Source organism: Dietzia aerolata (assembly GCF_014144865.1).
Lineage (GTDB): Bacteria > Actinomycetota > Actinomycetes > Mycobacteriales > Mycobacteriaceae > Dietzia > Dietzia aerolata.
Genome location: NZ_JAALDM010000140.1, coordinates 1 through 18549 on the forward strand (window position 1 = coordinate 1; position 18549 = coordinate 18549).

The window sequence follows — 18549 nt, forward strand, 5'->3', positions numbered from 1 at the left end:
CCACCGCCGCCCACACCGCGTGCCGGCGGTGGCCGGTCCGGGCGAGCTGGACCATCGCGGTGACCGCCCACGCCAGCGCCGCGATGAGCGGGAGCACGTTGAGCGCGGACGCCCACCAGGTTGCCGCCGGCAGGCCGAGCGGGATGACCAGCCCGGCGATGAGTGGGACGAGCAGCACCGGCCGGCCGCGGAGCAGGACCCACAGCATGCGGGCGTAGGCCGCTCCGGCGAGCAGTTGGAGCACCACGATCTGTGCCAGTGGCAGTCGGAAATCCAGGGGCGCGGCGTGCGCGGCGATCCACGCCAGGAGCATCCCGCCCGGCATGAGGTGCCCGTCATGGTCGGTGAGCAGCAGCTCCGGGGACGGCCAGGAGTATCCGGAGGCCAGGCCGTGCAGGATCAGATCGTCCCAGTAGAACCAGCCCGCACCCGCGACCCAGAGCCGCACCATCGCGGCCGCCACCACGACCGACGCGCACAGCCCGACCAGCGCGCGGGCACTGATCCGAGCACTGTCCTCCGCTGTGTTCCGCGCACTGTCCTCCGCCGTGTTCCGCGCACCGACCACGTCTTCCGGAGCGCGCACGGCCCCCGAAGCGCGCGCGGGCTCGCCTGAACCGGCGGGCGTCGCGGGCTCAGTGGGAGGCGGGTTCTGGTCGGTGGTCGACATCGCGGGTCAGACTAGCCGCCCCCTCCGACACACACCCGGAGGACAGCTGCCCGCCCGGTGAGGACGGCCAGATTTCCGGGCGGGGCGTGGCGGGGCCCCGGCGATGATGTCGGAGTGCGTGGCTATGGTGCCCCGCATGAGCTCGCGGACCTCTCGACCAGTTATCGGTGTCGTCCTCGGCGTGGCACTCCTGGCAGGCATCGGCTGGTGCGCCGACGTCGATGGAGGCGGCGATGCCCTCGGCGGAGGAAGCGCGTTCCGCGATACCGAGACCTCGCAGGCCGTTCCGACGACGCCGGCGGGGTCGTCGTCGTCGGATTCTCTTCTTCCACCCACCCCCGCGCCCGCACCCGCTCCGGCGCCGCCCCCCGGTGAGCCCGGAGCGCCACCCGCCCCGGAGGCGCCCGCTCCCGGCGGTGACCCACTCGTCCCGGCGGCCCGCGAGGCGGTGGGGCAACTCGAGGTCAAGGGCCGCGCACCCAAGACCGGCTACGACCGGGATCTGTTCGGGCAGGCCTGGTCCGACGATGTGGGTGTGGAGTTCGGGCGCAACGGCTGCGACACCCGCAACGACATCCTCAAACGGGACCTGTACGACATCACGTTCCGGCCCGGCACGCGGGACTGCGTGGTGCTCACCGGCGTGCTGGACGGGCCGTACACCGGGGAGCGGATCGAGTTCCAGCGAGGACAGGACACGTCCTCGCTAGTGCAGATCGATCACGTGGTGGCGCTGTCGGACGCCTGGCAGAAGGGTGCCCAGCAGCTCACCGAGCAGCAGCGTCGCGACTTCGCCAACGACCCCCTCAACCTCCTGGCGGTCTCCGGCCGGGCCAACCAACAGAAGGGGGACGGGGACACCGCCACCTGGTTGCCGCCGCGACGCGAGTTCCGGTGCGGTTACGTCTCGCGCCAGGTCCTGGTCAAGGAGCGCTACGGGCTGTGGGTGACGCAGGCCGAGCGCGACGCGATGGACCGCATCCTGGCCAGCTGCTGAGTTCTGAGTCCGTACGGATCAGAAGTCGAACAGGCCTCCGCCGTCGCCGCCAAACAGGCCGCCGTCGAAGAATCCGCCGCCGTCGCCGCCACCGTCTCCGCCACCGCCGCCGAAGAGACCACCGTCGAAGAACCCGCCGCCATCGCCGCCGTCCCCGCCCATGTCTCCGCCGTCGCCCATGTCTCCACCCATGTCGCCGTCACCGCCGTCGCCGCCGCCCATGTCGCTGACGTCTTGACCGCCTTCACCGACACCGGCCTCGAAGTCCTCACCCGAGTAGCCGACGCCCGACATCCCGGCGAACATCATGTTGAACATCAGCATCGAGCTCATCATCCACATGCCGCTGGCCATCGCGGACGCCCACCAGGGCTCCGAGTACCAGCCGGCCGGTACCGGTCGACCGGCGACGACGCCGCCCGGGTAGTAGTGCGGGGTCTTGTCGCTCGGGTCGGTGGAGGCACTCATGGAACGACCCTCGACATCGACGGTGCGGTCCTCGGTCACCCGACCGGCGCGATCCTGGCCGGGGGTCGCCGGCAGTTCGGGCCCAGGGTCCAGGCCCATCGCCTTCCGGGCCGCGCGCACGTAGTACAACCCCTCCAGCGCGGTGTCCTTGGCCAATTGCGCCTGGACCGGCGTGCGCGCCTTCTCCAGGTCCGAGACCGCGGCGGTGTACCGCTCCGAGGCGTCCGCCAGCGCTTGCTTGGACGGTTCATCGATGCCGTCGAGGTGGAGAACCTGCCCGCCGAGACGCTCGACCCAACGCGACGCCTCCGCGCGGTAGTCCTCAAGGTGACGATTCTCGTGAGCCTGCAACTGGGTCTGACCCTTGCTCTGGCTCCGGGAGACCACAGCGACGGCCACCGCGATCACGGCGATGATGAGGAGGAATTCCACGGGAGGCGACCTTTCTCGGTACTACGTGTCAAGACTACCGAGATCAGCGCTGGTCGGATTCGCGTGAAGCCCCCGAGCCCGGCGGCGAGGAGTGCCGTTGCCGCAGCTATCGGCCCGTGTAGTTGCCGGGGCGCTTCTCCCCGAACGCGGCCAGCGCCTCGCGGTGGTCCTCGGTGTGGTGGGCCAGGGCCTGCATCGCCGCCGAGAGTTCGAGGAGCGATTCGAGCGACTGATGCTGGGACTCGCGTAGGAGGCGCTTGGCCATCCGTACCGAGTGCGGCGGGTTCTTGGCCACCCTCGCGGCCAGCGCGCGTGCCGCGTCCATAAGCTCTTCAGGCTCGACGACCTGGTTGACCAGGCCCCATTCGAGGGCCTGGTCGGCCTTCACCCGATCGCCGGTGAGTGCCATCTCCGCGGCACGGGCCGGACCGATCGCCTTGGTCAGTAGCCACGCGCCACCGTCGCCGGGGATGATCCCGAGCTGAACAAAGCTCTCGGCGAACCAGCCCTTCGTGCTGGCCACCCGCAGATCGCACATCAGCGTAAGGTCGCAGCCCGCCCCGACAGCGGGTCCGTTGACTGCGGCGATCACCGGCACCTCACAGTGATAGAGCGCCCTCGGGATCCGCTGGATGCCGCCGCGGTAGCCGTCGCGCAGCTGGTAGGGGCTGCCGCCGAACATGCCCGAGCGATCGACCATGTCCTTGACGTTTCCGCCTGCCGAGAACGCCGATCCGGCGCCGGTGAGGACCACGGCCCGCACGTCGTGGTCGGCGTTGACCACAGCCACCTGCTCGCACAGTGCGTCCACGATCGCAGGGTCGGAGATGGGGTTGCGAGAGTCCGGCAGGTTGAGGGTCCAGGTCTCGACGTGGTCGGCTCGTTCGACGAGCAGGGGCGTGGAGGTCATCGGTCTCATCCTTAGGTCGAGGGGCGCCGATCCACGCTAACCAACGGCACGCTCCCCCGTCACCGGACGTGCGATGTCCGCGGGATTGGCCCCCGTTGAGGCGTGAAGCGAGCTCCTGAGGCCGGGCCTGTACCGGACATCGATCACGCATCCGGACATGAAAAAGACCAGGCCCACAAAGTGTCTGCAACACCTGTGTCCTGGTCTTTGTTGAGCCGCGTGTCGGAATCGAACCGACGACCTTTTCATTACGAGTGAAATGCTCTACCGACTGAGCTAACGCGGCGAGCCCTTGTGGGGCGAGGCAACTATATCCGACGGGGCCCGTCACCTAAAAAACGAGGGCTCCACCGGGTGCACGGCCGCGGCTTCACCGGCCACGGGCCTGGCATCTCGGCGCTTAGCGCCCGCTGCCCGCTGCCCGCGATCAGGACAGTGCAGCGCGAATGGCGCCGACCATCGCGGAAACCGCGAATCTGGGTTTGACGTTGACCTCGATCGCCCGACGGCAGTCCTGAACCGCCTCGATGGCTTTGAGGATCGACGCCGCCGGGTAGTGACCACCGAGCCGGGCCGCCTCCCCCGCCTTGTCCGCGTGCACCGCTGAGACGTCGCTCGCCCCAATCGACGCCATCAACGCATCCCGGTAGAAACCCGCGAGGTCAACCAACGCAAGATCCAGCGAGTCCCTCGTCGACCGGGTCCGGCGCGACTTCTGGGCACGTTCCAGTTCCTTGACCGCCCCCGACGCCCCCCGGCCCGCTGCCGCCGTTCCCTTTCCCGTGCCTCCGGCGCCGAGCGCAGTCCGCAGCTCCTCGACCTCCCGCTCATCGGACTCGGTGTTGCGGGCGATCGCCTCCTGCTCAGCGGTTTTGACCAGCTGGTCCGCCAGGGGGAACGCGCGGCTCGGATTGTGCATGACCATGGGCAGCTTCAGAACGACCTCACGACGCTCCCGCGTGGCCTCGTCCGTGGCCAACCACCGCGCCCGGCCGACATGGCCCGACGACACCGATGCCGCCCACCGCGCCATGTCCGGATCGATCTCCCCGTTCACGAGGAGTGCCTGCTCTACCGCCGCGGCGTTGGGCTGGCGCAGCGCGACATTCCGTGACCTGGACCGGAGGGTGACCATGATGTCCATCGGGTCAGTGGTGGGCGAGCACAGCAGGAACACGGTCCGGCTGGGCGGCTCCTCGACCACTTTGAGCAGGGCGTTGCCCGACTGTTCCGTGAGCCGGTCCGCCTCCTCGACCACGACGATCTGCCAGCGACCGGTGCCGGGCCTGCTGGCGGCGCGGTGGATGGTCTCCTTTACGTCCTTGAGCAGGATATTGACGCCTTGTGGGGCCAACAGGTGCACGTCCGCATGGGTTCCGGCCAGGACCGTGTGGCAGGCCCGGCACTCGCCGCAGCCCACGACCTCCGGGTCCTCGCACTGCAACGCTGCCGCGAACGCCATGGCTGCCACGCTGCGCCCACTGCCCGGCGGGCCGGTGAACAACCACGCGTGGACCATGCGGGCGTCCGACTCGTCCCACCCCTGTCCCGGGACACGGAGACGAGCAGCGGTGGCGGCAGCGGTTAACTCCGCCACCGCCTCGGCCTGACCGGCCAGACGATCGAACACCCCGGGCATGGCTCCACCCTATCGCCGTGCTCCGACACACCGCAGTTCACGCACTCCTCGGTTCACGGGATGACCGGCGCGAACTAGGCTGGGACGCAATGGAGCGCTGGGTGAAGATGTTCAGGTGGCTATGGGCCACTCCCTGGCCCGTCTACGCGCTGACGATGATGCAGGCCAACATCATCGGCGCGGTCTTCGTCTTTGCTTTCCTGCGCTTCGTCTTGCCGATGGACCGGTTCCTGGACCTCGAGGAATTCAAGTTCATCAACCAGTACCTGTTCATCGGCTACCTGGTGCTGGCGTTCATCGGCGGCGTCATCGCCTCCACATTGCTGCTGCTCCCGGTCCTCCGAGCTGATCGCTCGGGCCGAGACTTCGGCGGCGAGATCCGCACCCGAACCCTGCGTCTGCCGTTCCATCAAGCGCTCATCTCTGGCGCCATGTGGATGATCGGCACGATCTTGTTCATCGTCGTCAACGTCGGGCACTCCCCGCGCCTCGCCCTGGTTGTGGGGGTGACGAGCATCCTCGGCGGCTCCACCACGTGCCTGATCTCCTACCTCCAGGCCGAGCGGATCATGCGGCCGATCACCGTCCGCGCGCTGTCCCGCGGGGTGCCCGCCGGCAAACACGTCCCCGGGGTGCGTCGCCGGATCTTCCTCGGCTGGGCGCTGACCACCGTGATCCCCATCGCCGGCATCATCCTGATCCTCATCGGCCACTGGTTCGGCCTGTTCGGATACGACCCCAACCACATCCTGGTGGCACTGGCGGTACTGGCCAGCGCCTCCGTGATCGCCGGCGCGATCGGCATGAGCCTGGTGTCCGACTCCATCGCCGACCCCGTGCGCGAGATGCAGGACGGTGTCCGGCGGGTCAAGAAGGGCGATCTGGAGACCCGGGTGACGATCTATGACTCCTCGGAGATCGGCCGACTCGCCCAGGGATTCAACGAGATGGTGACCGGCCTGCAGGAACGCGAGGCCATCCAGGACCTGTTCGGTCGCTACGTCGGCGAGGACGTGGCCCGCAACGCCCTCGAACGGGGCACCGAACTGGGCGGGCAGGAACGCGAGGTCGCGATCCTGTTCGTCGACCTGACCGGCTCGACAGAGTTCGCCGCCGCGCACGAGCCGGCCGAGGTCGTGTCCGTGCTCAACGATTTCTTCCGGATTGCGGTCGAAGCCGTCGACTCCAACGACGGGTACATCAACAAGTTCCAGGGCGACGCACTCCTGGCCGTGTTCGGGGCGCCGATCGAGGTCGAGAACGAGGCCGGACGTGCGCTCCGGGCCGCCCGCGCGATCCAGTCCAAACTGTCCGAACTGGCGCCTCTGACCGCCGGAATCGGGGTGTCCTACGGCACGGTCATCGCCGGGCATATCGGCCACGCCAAGCGCTTCGAGTACACGGTGATCGGCGACCCGGTCAACGAGGCCGCCCGCCTGACCACCCTGGCCAAGATGGAGCAGGGGCACGTCCTGGCGTCCGCTGCGGCGATCAGGCGCGCCGACGCGCCCGAGGTGGCCCGCTGGGTGCTCGGTCGGAGCGTGGAACTGCGCGGGCGCGGCATCATGACCCAGCTCGCCCGCCCCCTGCGCCCGACACTCGCCGATCGGTGGCAGGCCGGCAACGTGGCATTGCGTCCGGCGCCCGCCGACGACCTCACCGGCTGACCAGATCTGCACCGGGCACCGGCCCCTGCCGGGCGTGCTACGCCCGGTTGCGCCAACGCCGGGCGCGCTACGCCAGGTCGCGCCAGGTCGCGCTCATCGAGAAGAGTGTTCCGCACGGATCTACTCGAACAACGCGGGCGAAACCCACTTCTGGACGGGGCGTCGGGCTACTTGGCCGGGGCCTTCTTCTTGGCGGGCGCGCGCTTGGCCGGGGCCTTCTTCGCCGGAGCCTTGGCGCGGCGCTCAGACAGCAACTCGGAGGCGCGCGCGTCGGTGAGCGTCTCCACGGTGTCGCCCTTGCGCAGGGAGGCGTTGGACTCGCCGTCGGTGACGTACGGACCGAAGCGCCCGTCCTTGACCAGCATCTGCTTGCCGGAGACCTCGTCGACGCCCAGCTCGCGCAGCGCCTTGGGGGCGGCGGCCTGACGGCCACGACGCTTGGGCTCGGAGTAGATCTTCAGGGCCTCGTCGAGGGTCACCGTGAACACGGCATCCTCGGACTCGAGCGTGCGCGAGTCGGTGCCCTTGCGCAGGTACGGACCGTAGCGGCCGAGCTGCGCGGTGATCTCGTCGCCGCTGGTCGGGTCGACGCCCACCACGCGCGGCAGGGACAGCAGCTTGAGTGCGTCCTCCAGGGTCACCGTGGCCGGCTCCATGGACTGCATGAGCGAACCGGTGCGGGGCTTGGGCCCGGTGGGGCTGTCGGCGTCCTTCTTGGCCTTACGGGTCACCGCGGCCTTGGCCTTGGTGGCCGCCTTCTTGGCCTCGGCGATCTCGTCGTCGTTCTTCGCCGCGGCGATCGCGGCCTCACGCTCGGCGTCGATCCGCTTCTTCTCGTCGGCGGCCTCGGCCATGACCTTCTCGGCCCAGACCTTCTTCTCCGCGTCCGAGGCCTCGGGCAGTTTCTCGGTGACGTACGGGCCGTAGCGGCCGTCCTTGACCACGATCTCGTGCCCGGTGGCGGGGTCGACGCCCAGCGGGCGACCATCCTGCGGGGTGGCGAACAGCTTCTCGGCCACGGCGAGGGTGAGCTCGTCGGGGCTCATGCCCTCGGGCAGGTTGGCGCGCTGCGACTCGGGCTCGCCGTTCTCGCCGGCGACCATGCGCTCGAGGTAGGGGCCGTAGCGACCGACCCGCACGTGGACGGGCCGCCCCTCCGAGTCGTCGAAGACGCGGATGGAGTTGATGCTGCGGGCGTCGATGGCCTCGAGGTTGACGTCGACGAGGTTCTTCAGACCCACGGCGTAGTCGGAGCTCCTCGCCTCGCGGGCGCTGGCCCCGTCGGCCTCGGCGGCACCGAAATAGAAGCGCCGCAGCCAGTCGTCGCGGTTCTCGCGGCCCTCGGCGATCGCGTCGAGCTCGTCCTCCATGAGCGAGGTGAAGTCGTAGTCCACGAGTCGCCCGAAGTTCTGCTCGAGCAGCCCCACCACGGCAAAGGCGACCCAGCTGGGCACGAGCGCATTGCCACGCGAGTAGACGTAGCCGCGGTCCTGGATGGTGCGGATGATGCTGGCGTAGGTCGAGGGGCGTCCGATGCCCATCTCCTCCATCGCCTTGACGAGGCTGGCCTCGTTGTAGCGCGAGGGCGGGCTGGTGGTGTGCCCGTCGGCCACGAGGTCGGAGCCCGTGAGCTGCTGGCCCTCGTCGAGGCGGGGCAGGCGGCGCTCGGCGTCGTCGGCCATCTGCTTGTCCGAGGCGGTCTCGTCGGTGGACTCGACGTAGGCCTTGAGGAAGCCGGGGAAGGTGATGGTGCGGCCCGAGGCGGCGAAGGTGGCGTCGCGGTAGCCGGAGTCGTTGGCGCCGGCGCGGCCGGTGATGCGGATGCTCACGGTGGTGCCGCGGGCGTCGGCCATCTGGGAGGCGACGGTGCGCTGCCAGATCAGCTCGTAGAGGCGGTACTCCTCGGCGTCGAGCACACTGTGCAGCTGGCCGGGGGTGGCGAAGGTCTCGCCGGCGGGGCGGATGGCCTCGTGCGCCTCCTGCGAGTTCTTGACCTTGCGCGTGTACTGCCGCGGCGAGGGCGAGACGTAGTCGCTGCCGTACAGCTCCGCGGCCTGCGCACGGGCGGCGGCGATGCCGGACTCCGACAGGGTCGTCGAGTCAGTACGCATGTAGGTGATGTAGCCGTTCTCGTACAGCCGCTGCGCGATGCGCATCGTCCGCTCCGAGGTGTAGCGGAGCTTGCGGCCGGACTCCTGTTGGAGCGTGGAGGTCATGAACGGTGCGTAGGGGCGCCGTGTGTAGGGCTTGGACTCCACGGAGTCGACGACGAAGTCGGCACCCTCCAGAGCGCCCGCCAATGCCTTGGCGGCGTTCTCCACGAGCACCACGGAGTCCTTGGCCGCGCCGGTGGACTTGAGTTTGCCGTCCTGGCCGAAGTCTCGGCCCTGTGCCACGCGGGCGCCGTCGACGGCGGACAGTCGCGCGGTGAAGCTGCGCGGTTCACCGGCGTCGCCCCCGGTGTTGCCCAGGGTCGCCAGGGAGGCGGTGATGTCCCAGTAGTCGGCGGCGATGAACGCCATCCGCTCGCGCTCGCGCTCGACGATCACGCGGGTGGCCACGGACTGCACGCGCCCGGCGGACAGTCGCGGCATGACCTTCTTCCACAACACCGGCGAGACCTCGTAGCCGTACAGACGGTCGAGGATGCGGCGGGTCTCCTGGGCGTCGACCAGGTCGGTGTCGAGCTCGCGGGTGTTCTCGGCGGCCGCGAGGATCGCGGGCTTGGTGATCTCGTGGAACACCATCCGCTTGACCGGCACCTTGGGCTTGAGGACCTCGAGCAGGTGCCAGGCGATCGCCTCGCCCTCACGGTCGGGGTCTGTCGCGAGCAGGAGCTGGTCGACGCCGGCGAGTTCCTTCTTGAGCTCGGCGACCTTCTTCTTCTTGTCGGCGCTGACGACGTAGATGGGCTCGAAGTCGTCATCCGGGTTCACGCCGAGGCGCGCCCACGGTTCCTTCTTGTATTTGGCCGGGATGTCGGCGGCACCCTTAGGCAGGTCACGGATGTGCCCCACGGAGGCCTCGACCACGTAATCGGAGCCAAGGTACGGCTGAATTTTCCGTGCCTTGGTGGCGGACTCGACGATCACCAGGCTCCGCTGTCCGCCCGATGCTGTCTGCTTGCTCGCCACTGAACCGCTCCCAACCTGCGCTGTTGCCTCGACGACGGCTGCCACCGATCCCCGGTCCCGGCTACGGTACGCGTGCCGGGGCCTTTCTATAGGAATTCATACCAGCCCGGTCGCCACAGGTGAGAAACGCGATACACCCGGAAGATCGCCCGGAACGTCTCCCGGGTGGGCGGTCCGGGGCCCGGGAGCAATGCCGACGGGCGCCGTCGTCGTCGTCCCCCATTACTCCCGGTTCCCCACCGCCCACCCGCCACAAGCCTCCTCACGCGCCGCTCCAACATAGGGCGCGGAGAGGCGGTCACACCCGCGGGCCGGTCAGGCCCAGGGCGCCGGTCCCGGGCTCGGGCGCGGGGTGTCCAGGTACAGGCCCTCGGGAACCTCGCCCGTGCGCAGGTAGTTGAGGACGACGGCGTCGACGGCGTCGTTGCCCGTGTCGAAGTGGCAGTGCACCGTCCCCTTGATCCGGACCAGGGTTCCGCCCGTCGCGGCGGCCGTGGTCGGGCCGTGCATCCCGGGCGTGTTGGGGTCGTGGTCCGACTGGAGGATGAGCGGCTGCGCCTCCATCTCGTTGGGCTGGATCTTCGGCGGCACCGCTGACGGCGGGTACAGGCAGTACTCCGTCTGCTCCTCCAGCGCCCATGCCTCCTCGGTGGTGCTGCCCGCCGAATCGCTGCTGCCCAGCATCTGCTCCGCGAACGGGGAGCCCGCCGGCGGCGCGGTCTCGTTGCAGTTGAGTATCGTCAGATAGGTATTCATGTCCGAGGAGAGCAGCGGATGCGGCGAATCCTCCTCGATGAGTTCGAACAGCTCCGCCGGGGACGCCGCCCGCGCGACCGTGCCGTGGATCTTCGCCGAGATCACCCACGCGATCTCCGACCAGGTGTCGGGGTGGCGGCTCTGCGCGTCGAGGATCTGGAAGTAGCCCACGGCCCCCTCCACGTCCTCGTCGAACGCGCCGGAGGAGGCGGCCGCGAAATTGTCCAGGCGGACCGAGCCGGTCTCCAGCGCGTCGGCGGAGCCGCTCGCCGACCCGCCGGCCGACCCGACCGGGAGCGAACCGGCGACCGTGTCACCCTCCTGCGCCGGCGGCGGCAGGAACCTCGCAGCGGCACTCCCCTCGGACAGGTCCAGCTCGTGGATCTGCTGGTACACCTTCAGCGGGGTGTCGCCGAGCCCGTAGGTGGCGTCGTGCTCGGCGATCCACTCCAGCACGTAGTTGCGGGCCTGGTAGCGGTTCTCCGCCTGGAGCTGGTGCGACTCGTACCACCAGGTATCGGTGGGGCCGACCGAGGAATCCAGGACCATCCGGTGGATGCTGCCCGGGAACAGGGTCTGGTAGACCATGCCGATCGCGGTGCCGTAGGAGTAGCCGTAGAAAGTGATGCGGTCCAGGCCCATGGCCCGGCGGACGTACTCGTGGTCACGGACCAGGTTCTCGGTGGTGAATGAGGAGACCAGTTCCGGATCAGCGTCCATGCACATCTTGGCCCGGAGCGGATTGCTCGGGACTTCGGTCTCGTCCGGCGCGCACTCGAGCGCTCCCGACCCCTCCAGGCCGCGGGGCTGCACGATCACCAGGTCGTTGGTGCTGCGGAGCGAGTCCATCGGAGAGTCGCCCTCGGCGTCGATGGCCGAGTACCACAGGGTGCGGGCGTCGCCGCCCGGCCCTCCGGGGTTACCGAACACCGTGCCCGTCCTGGCGCCCGTCGCGGTGATCCGGCGGACCTCCACGTCTACGGTGCGCCCGTCCGGGTCCGCGTGGTCGACTGGTATCGGCACCGAGGAGCACAGCACGTCTGGTCGCGGAAGCAGGAAATCCTCGGCCTCTTCCGCCGACTCCGGTTGGCACTCGGTCCAGGTGAGCGCGTCGCCGACCGGGGGCATCGACGTATCGACGGGGGCACCGACACCCGGGGCGGCGTCGGAGGTCGACCCGCCACCACTTCCGACGGAATCGCTACTCCCCGGAGAACTGCCGGGGGCCGCCGAGGCGATCGGTGCGAGGAGCGCGGCCGTGGCGGCCAGAGCGGCCACCGCGAGTGAGGAGGAACCGGCGGCGAGGCGGCCGGAGAAGAGGCCGGGCTGGCGGCCTGGCTGGCTGCCGGGGATGTCAGGAAACGCAGCGCGCTGCGGAGCAAGGGGCATGGTGATGAGTTTTTCATCCCCGCTGGCAGGCGGCGGGAAATTGCGAGATCACGGCCCGAACTGGCCCCGATAGACAGATCGGTCTACCATCTGAGGGGAAGGTCACGATTAATGACTGGAACCTGTTACAGTTCTGCCAGCTTTAACGTAGCCGCAGGTCACGCCTGAACAGGCGTACCATCGATGGCTAAACGGGAATTCCCGGCGAGCCCGATCATTACGACTTACTGGAGGTCAGCAGCGGTGGGCAATGCGTCCAAGACCAGGCTGGACAAGGTGGTCATCCGTATCGCGGGTGACTCGGGAGACGGCATGCAGCTCGCCGGTGATCAGTTCACCTCCGAGGCCGCCGCGTTCGGCAACGACCTGGCCACTCAACCGAACTACCCCGCGGAGATCCGCGCCCCCCAGGGCACGATCCACGGCGTCTCGAGCTTCCAAATCCAGATCGCGGACTACGACATCCTCACCGCGGGTGACCGTCCCGACGTTCTGGTGGCGATGAACCCGGCCGCACTCAAGGCGAACATCGCCGACCTGCCGTCGGGCGGGATTCTCATCGTCAACTCGGATGAGTTCACCAAGCGCAATCTCACCAAGGTCGGCTACGAGTCCAACCCGATCGGAACGCCGGCGTTCGAGGCGTTCCAGGTCCACGAGGTCGCGATGGGCACCATCACCATCGGCGCCGTGGAGTCGGTGGACATCGGCAAGAAGGACGCCGAGCGCTGCAAGAACATGTTCGCGCTAGGGCTGCTCATGTGGATGTACGGCCGCACGGTCGAGTCGATTGAGAAGTTCCTGCAGGACAAGTTCGCCAAGAAGCCGAACATCCTCGAGGCCAACATCCTCGCGCTGCGGGCCGGATGGAACTACGGCGAGACCACCGAGGCCTTCGCCTCCGAGTACGAGATCCAGCCGGCCAAGCTCCCGGCGGGCCGCTACCGCCAGGTCACCGGCAACACCGCCCTGGCCTACGGCCTGGTCACCGCGGGCGTGTCCGCCGAGATGCCGGTCTTTCTGGGCACCTACCCCATCACCCCGGCCTCGGACATCCTGCACGAGCTGAGCAAGCTCAAGCAGTTCGATGTGACCACGTTCCAGGCCGAGGACGAGATCGCCGGTGTCGCGGCGGCGCTCGGCGCCTCCTACGGCGGTTCCCTGGGCGTCACCTCGACCTCCGGGCCGGGTCTGGCCCTGAAGTCCGAGGCGATCGGCCTCGGCGTGATGACCGAGCTGCCGCTCGTGGTCGTGGACGTCCAGCGTGGCGGCCCCTCCACCGGCCTGCCCACCAAGACCGAACAGTCCGACCTGCTGCAGGCACTGTTCGGCCGCAACGGTGAGTCGCCTGTCGCGGTGGTGGCGCCGCAGTCGCCCGCCGACTGCTTCGACGCCGCCCGTGAGGCCGCCCGCATCGCGGTCACCTACCGCACCCCGGTCATCCTGCTGTCGGATGGCGCAATCGCCAACGGCTCCGAGCCGTGGCTCCTGCCTGATGTGACGGACCTGCCGAAGATCGAGAAGAACTTCGCCGTCGCCCCCGAAGCCGCAGAGGGCGAGGAGGCAGCGGAGGCCAAGGAGTACCTGCCCTACGCCCGCCATCCGGAGACCCTGGCCCGCGACTGGGCCGTCCCCGGCACCCCGGGCCTGGAGCACCGCATCGGCGGCCTGGAGAAGGCCAACGGCACCGGCAACATCTCCTACACGGGTGACAACCATGCCCTGATGACGCGAATCCGCGCCCTCAAGATCGCGATGATCGAGGTGCCCAACCTCGAGGTGGACGACCCGTCCGGCGAGGCCGATGTCCTGGTTATCGGCTGGGGCTCGTCCTACGGCCCGATCGGCGAGGCCGTGCGCCGCGCCCGCGCCAACGGCCACCGCGTGGCCCGCACCCACGTCCGGCACCTCAATCCCCTGCCGGGCAACATCGGCGAGGTTCTGGGCAAGTACCGCCGGGTCCTGGTCCCCGAGATGAACCTCGGCCAGCTGTCGATGCTGCTCAAGGCTCGCTTCCCGGCACAGATTCAGCCGATCACCAAGGTCCATGGCATGGCGTTCTCGGCCGAGGAACTGCAGGAGGCCATCGAGGCCGAGTTCGCCGGCCGCCTCACCCACGCCGAGCACGACAAGTACCGGCTGGCCCTGGACGGTGTCGCCACGACAACCGGCGAACCCGCCGCCCGTAACCGGCGGATCGGCACCACCGCCACCGGCACCACCACCGCCAACGTCAGCCGCTGACCACCGCGAGCGAGGAGAGGATCATCATGACAAGTACCGATTCCGGACTCGTCGGCACCGATTTGCCGTTGGATGCGTTGGTTCACGTACCCAAGACCGACGCACCCCAAAAGCCCAAGGACTACACCTCCGACCAGGAGGTGCGCTGGTGCCCCGGCTGTGGCGACTACGTCATCCTGGCCACCATCCGCTCCCTGCTGCCCAAGCTGGGACTCAAGCGGGAGAACATCACCTTCATCTCCGGCATCGGCTGCTCGAGCCGCTTCCCGTACTACCTCGAGACGTACGGCATGCACTCGATCCACGGCCGCGCCCCGGCGATCGCGACCGGCCTGGCCACCACCCGTGAGGACCAGTCTGTCTGGGTCGTCACCGGTGACGGCGACGCCATGTCGATCGGTGGTAACCACCTCATCCACACCCTGCGCCGCAACGTCAACCTCAACATCCTGCTGTTCAACAACCGGATCTACGGGCTGACCAAGGGCCAGTACTCGCCCACCTCCGAGACGGGCAAGGTCACCAAATCCAGCCCCATGGGCTCACTGGACCACCCCTTCAACACCCTGTCCCTGGCACTGGGCGCCGAGGGCACGTTCGTCGCCCGCGCCCTGGACTCGGACCGCAAGGGCCTGACCGAGGTCCTCGAGGCCGCCGCACTACACCGCGGCACCAGCTTCGTGGAGATCATGCAGGACTGCCCCATCTTCAACGACGGCTCCTTCGACCTGCTGCGTAAGGAGAACGCCGCCGACCACATCATCCACGTGCGTCACGGCGAGAAGATCATCTTCGGTGAAGAGGGCCAGCACTGCGTCGTCCGGTCCGGCTTCTCGCTGAAGGTCGCCGCCACCGCCGACGTGGACGAGGCCGACATCATCGTCCACGACGCCCACACCGACGACCCGGCGTACGCCCACGCCCTGGCAAACCTGTCCAGCCAGGACCTCGAATACACGGTCATGGGCATCATCCGCCAGGTCCACCGCGAGACCTACGACGACCAGGCTCGCGCCCAGGTCGCCACCGCCAAGGAAACCGCACCCAGCGACCTCCAGGCACTGCTCGACGGCTCCAGCACCTGGACCGTGCCGGACTCGGAGTCACGCCCCGTCCGCTGACCGCGGCACCCGCACCAACGCCCACGGGGGCGGTCACCGGCTGTGCTTAGCCGGTGACCGCCCCCGTGGCGCATTTCCCTGCCGCGGGCTACGTGCCTGCGCACCCCCTCCGACTCGCGCACCCCATTCGCCGCCCGCTCGCGGGGTTGTGCATCCGTTGGGGCACCAATCGGGTGCACACAAGCCGCGCGGTCAGGGGCGCCTAGCTCTGGGGCGCACGGTGCCTGCGCCAGAGGGGCCCGCGCCGGCCAGTCGCCGCGACGCATGGTCGCCGCGCCAGGGGCCGGACGCCTCAGACCCGTGTGCTGACCGTCCCGGCGATGGCGCCACGGGCGTCCCAGGTGCGTTCCACCACGTCGGCGGTGCCGTGCTCGTCGATCCGGATCGCAGTGGTCGACCGGGTCCCGTACCACTTGCCCACGCGGACGAACCGCGAGGAGAGCTGCCACTCCTGCCACAGCGGGACCCCGGTGCGAGGCATGCGGTGCAGCGGCGCACGGCGGCGGCTGGCCAGGAGATCCAGGAGCGGGGTCGACCAGTCGGGGCGGGAGACCACATCGGAATCGACGTAGCGCTGCAGGTCGGTGGCCGCGCCGGTGACCTTCGGCCACGGGGTGTCCAGGGCCGCGTTGGACAGTCCGTGGACCTGCTCCCCCAGGCGCTCGGGCCCGCGCCGGGAGCGGTTGGACGCCCACCACAACTCGTCCGGATCCCCCGCTAGCAGATTCACGCCGGCATACCGGTCCAGGTCCGGCGCGATGTGCCGCACATACTCGGTTGCCGGGACGGCCCCGGTGAGGGCGTCGACGGGCAGTTCACCCCGCGACGCATCGGACGGCGGCGGAGTTCCGGGCTCACGGAAGTTGGTGACCGCCGCGAACTGCCCGCCCGCGGCCAGGGACAGCCAGGTGCCGCCGGCGGTGACGTCCCGTCCGGCGACGATGCCTCCGGTCCCTTCGCGCTCGGCGGTCCACTCGTGCATCGGCTCGGTGGGCCGCTTGAGGACCTCGTCGCGGTTGGCCACGATGATGAGGGGATATCGGTGATGCACCCGACGGGCAACGACGAGCAACGACGAGCATGCACATGATGCGTCAATCTTACTCGGGCCAGCACCCCGCCGGAGCCTGCGAGGGCGCTGCCCCCAGATTCTCGGCCAGCCGCGCACGCGCGCGTTTGGTGCCCAGCCGGAACAGCGGCCCGCCGCCCTTCGATCCGACATATGTAGAGCGGATACCGACGCGGGCCAGCGCCTCGCCGAGTGCTTCCCGGCGTGGGGCGTGATGCTCGGCCCCGGCGTCGATGCCGAGTTCGATCATCCCCTCGGCCGTGATGTGGCCGGCGGTGAGGAACCAGACGCGCAGCGCCCCCGCGGTCGGGGTCCAGCCGGTCGGCACCGCCGAGACCGCGCCGCGCCGCCAGCGGCGCACGACCGGCACAAGCTCCGCCGACCGCGCCGTGGACACCGTGCATCGTCCATCCTCGTCAGCCTCCGAACGCACCGGCTCCAGGCCCGCCTGGGTGAGGATGGCGACCAGCGCGTCCGCCCGCCACCCGGCGTCGAGAGCCACGGAAACCTGCGCGCTGGCATCGGTGAGTGTCGACTGGCCCCGCGCGGCGAGAGCGCCTTCGAGGTCGGAGGGGTCCGGGACATGGGAGTCCGCGGAGAAGAACGACAGCTGCGTCACGGCCCTGAGCCTACGGTCGCCCTCCGACATCAAGCGACACGACACGAAACCCAGCCACTCGACACGGCGTGACGCCGGGCGAGACAAAGCAAGACCCCCACCGCCGGTAGCGGTGGGGGCCTCGCGTCAGATCGGGATGGTCAGAGCGCGCGGACCGCCTGCGCCTGAGGACCCTTCTGTCCCTCACCGACCTCGAACTCGACCCGCTGGTTCTCCTCGAGCGACTTGAAGCCGCTGCCCTCAATGGAGGAGTAGTGGACGAAGAGGTCGGCGGAACCGTCCTCGGGGGCGATGAACCCGTAGCCCTTTTCCGCGTTGAACCACTTGACGGTGCCCTGTGCCATGTTTACTGCATTCCTTTTCCGTACTGCCAGTTGCGACTCGCGGGGTCGGCCACGCGAATCGGGCCGACGCCCCGTCCGGGTCTTCCGGGTCGGGAAAGTCGGCCTCGTCCAGTAGATCATGCGAACGCGCATTGGAGAACAGATCTCCGCAGGTAGCTCGCAGATATGGGAAGTTCATCACCAGTTCAGGCCTGCAACACCCTTCCCGCCCCTGATGTAGAGGCGAGCGGCCGCCACTCCGCACCGTGCCAACCTCTACGGTCAAGGGGTGACATCGTACGGTCGTGAACTCCTGGGGCACCTGCTGGACCAGCTGCCCTCCGAGTCCTCCCCGCTCACCCACGCCGTGGACCTGCCGGCCCGGCAGGCCCGCTTCGCCGACTGGCCGCTGTGGACGCACCCGGGCCTGGTGGCCGAACTTCAAGGCCGCGGTGTGGACCGCCCGTGGGAACACCAGGTCGCCACCGCCGAGCACGCCCACGCCGGCCGCGACGTGGTGGTGGCCACGGGCACGGCGTCCGGAAAATCGCTGGGCTACCAGCTGCCCGCCCTGAGCGCGCTGGCGGAGAACACCAATGCCTGCGTGCTGTACCTGTCCCCCACCAAGGCGCTCGGCCAGGACCAGCTCTCCTCGGTGGTGTCACTGGTCGACGCGGTGCCGGAGCTAGCCCACGTGGCCCCTGCCTCCTATGACGGCGACACGCCCACGGACGCCCGCCCGTGGATACGGGAGAACTCGCGGTGGATCGTCACCAACCCGGACATGCTGCACCTGTCGATGCTGGGAAACGCCCGCCAGTGGACACGTATTTTGCGGGGGCTGCACTTCGTCGTCGTCGACGAATGTCATTCCTACCGCGGTGTGTTCGGCTCCAACGTCGCGCTGGTCCTACGCCGGTTGGACCGGTTGGCGCGCGCGATGGGCGCCGCTCCCACCTTCGTCCTGGCCTCGGCCACCACCTCCGACGCCGCGGCCGCCGCGAGCACCCTCACCGGCCGTGACTGCGTGGCGGTGACCGACGACGCCTCGCCCCAGGGCGGCCGCACCGTCGCCCTGTGGGAACCCCCGCTCATGGAGGGGTTAACGGGT

13 protein-coding genes, 1 tRNA gene and 1 pseudogene are annotated in these 18549 nt (G+C 69.1%); 5 read left to right on the forward strand and 10 right to left on the reverse strand.

What is annotated here, in order from left to right; all coding sequences use genetic code 11:
* A pseudogene (locus G6016_RS09350) lies at positions 1-670 on the reverse strand (hypothetical protein); the annotation flags it as partial.
* 136 nt (positions 671-806) lie between these two features.
* On the opposite strand from G6016_RS09350, the gene G6016_RS09355 reads away from it, so the two are divergent.
* The gene (locus G6016_RS09355) at positions 807-1667 is read left to right on the forward strand and encodes an HNH endonuclease family protein (RefSeq protein WP_241730030.1); all 861 of its coding nucleotides are present in this window, start codon (positions 807-809) and stop codon (positions 1665-1667) included.
* 18 nt (positions 1668-1685) lie between these two features.
* Here G6016_RS09355 and G6016_RS09360 read toward each other — a convergent pair whose 3' ends face one another.
* The 4 genes from G6016_RS09360 to G6016_RS09375 form a co-directional block, all read right to left on the reverse strand.
* On the reverse strand, positions 1686-2567 hold the full coding sequence (locus G6016_RS09360) for a DUF1542 domain-containing protein (protein WP_182632403.1): 882 nt from the start codon (positions 2565-2567) through the stop codon (positions 1686-1688).
* 106 nt (positions 2568-2673) lie between these two features.
* On the reverse strand, positions 2674-3477 hold the full coding sequence (locus tag G6016_RS09365; RefSeq protein WP_182632404.1) for a crotonase/enoyl-CoA hydratase family protein: 804 nt from the start codon (positions 3475-3477) through the stop codon (positions 2674-2676).
* A 213-nt stretch (positions 3478-3690) separates the two neighbouring features.
* A tRNA-Thr gene (locus tag G6016_RS09370) sits at positions 3691-3763 on the reverse strand.
* 141 nt (positions 3764-3904) lie between these two features.
* Positions 3905-5116, reverse strand: a complete 1212-nt coding sequence (locus G6016_RS09375) for a DNA polymerase III subunit delta' (protein WP_182632405.1) — start codon at positions 5114-5116, stop codon at positions 3905-3907.
* A gap of 107 nt (positions 5117-5223) precedes the next feature.
* Here G6016_RS09375 and G6016_RS09380 point away from each other — a divergent pair, with 107 nt between their 5' ends.
* Positions 5224-6783, forward strand: coding sequence for an adenylate/guanylate cyclase domain-containing protein (locus tag G6016_RS09380; RefSeq protein WP_241730033.1), 1560 nt, complete (start codon positions 5224-5226; stop codon positions 6781-6783).
* Positions 6784-6950: 167 nt separating this feature from the next.
* On the opposite strand, the gene topA is transcribed toward G6016_RS09380, so the two are convergent.
* A complete protein-coding gene (gene topA / locus G6016_RS09385) occupies positions 6951-9917 on the reverse strand; it encodes a type I DNA topoisomerase (RefSeq protein ID WP_182632407.1) in 2967 nt (988 codons plus the stop codon).
* 315 nt (positions 9918-10232) lie between these two features.
* A complete protein-coding gene (locus G6016_RS09390; RefSeq protein ID WP_182632408.1) occupies positions 10233-12062 on the reverse strand; it encodes an alpha/beta fold hydrolase in 1830 nt (609 codons plus the stop codon).
* A 183-nt stretch (positions 12063-12245) separates the two neighbouring features.
* On the opposite strand from G6016_RS09390, the gene G6016_RS09395 reads away from it, so the two are divergent.
* Positions 12246-14306 carry a 2-oxoacid:acceptor oxidoreductase subunit alpha gene (locus G6016_RS09395; RefSeq protein ID WP_187354470.1) on the forward strand — a complete coding sequence of 687 codons (2061 nt, stop codon included), beginning with the start codon at positions 12246-12248 and terminating at the stop codon, positions 14304-14306.
* Between the two features lie 26 nt (positions 14307-14332).
* Positions 14333-15427 carry a 2-oxoacid:ferredoxin oxidoreductase subunit beta gene (locus G6016_RS09400; RefSeq protein WP_182632410.1) on the forward strand — a complete coding sequence of 365 codons (1095 nt, stop codon included), beginning with the start codon at positions 14333-14335 and terminating at the stop codon, positions 15425-15427.
* Between the two features lie 292 nt (positions 15428-15719).
* On the opposite strand, the gene G6016_RS09405 is transcribed toward G6016_RS09400, so the two are convergent.
* The 3 genes from G6016_RS09405 to G6016_RS09415 form a co-directional block, all read right to left on the reverse strand.
* Entirely contained in the window at positions 15720-16499 is a 780-nt protein-coding gene (locus G6016_RS09405) for an NRDE family protein (protein ID WP_241730032.1), read from the reverse strand.
* Between the two features lie 28 nt (positions 16500-16527).
* Positions 16528-17115 carry a hypothetical protein gene (locus G6016_RS09410; protein ID WP_182632411.1) on the reverse strand — a complete coding sequence of 196 codons (588 nt, stop codon included), beginning with the start codon at positions 17113-17115 and terminating at the stop codon, positions 16528-16530.
* 140 nt (positions 17116-17255) lie between these two features.
* Positions 17256-17459, reverse strand: coding sequence for a cold-shock protein (locus G6016_RS09415; RefSeq protein ID WP_182632412.1), 204 nt, complete (start codon positions 17457-17459; stop codon positions 17256-17258).
* Positions 17460-17727: 268 nt separating this feature from the next.
* Between G6016_RS09415 and G6016_RS09420 the strand changes: the two genes are divergently transcribed.
* Positions 17728-18549, forward strand: an 822-nt coding sequence (locus G6016_RS09420) for a DEAD/DEAH box helicase (protein WP_182632413.1), incomplete at its 3' end; no start/stop codon positions are given.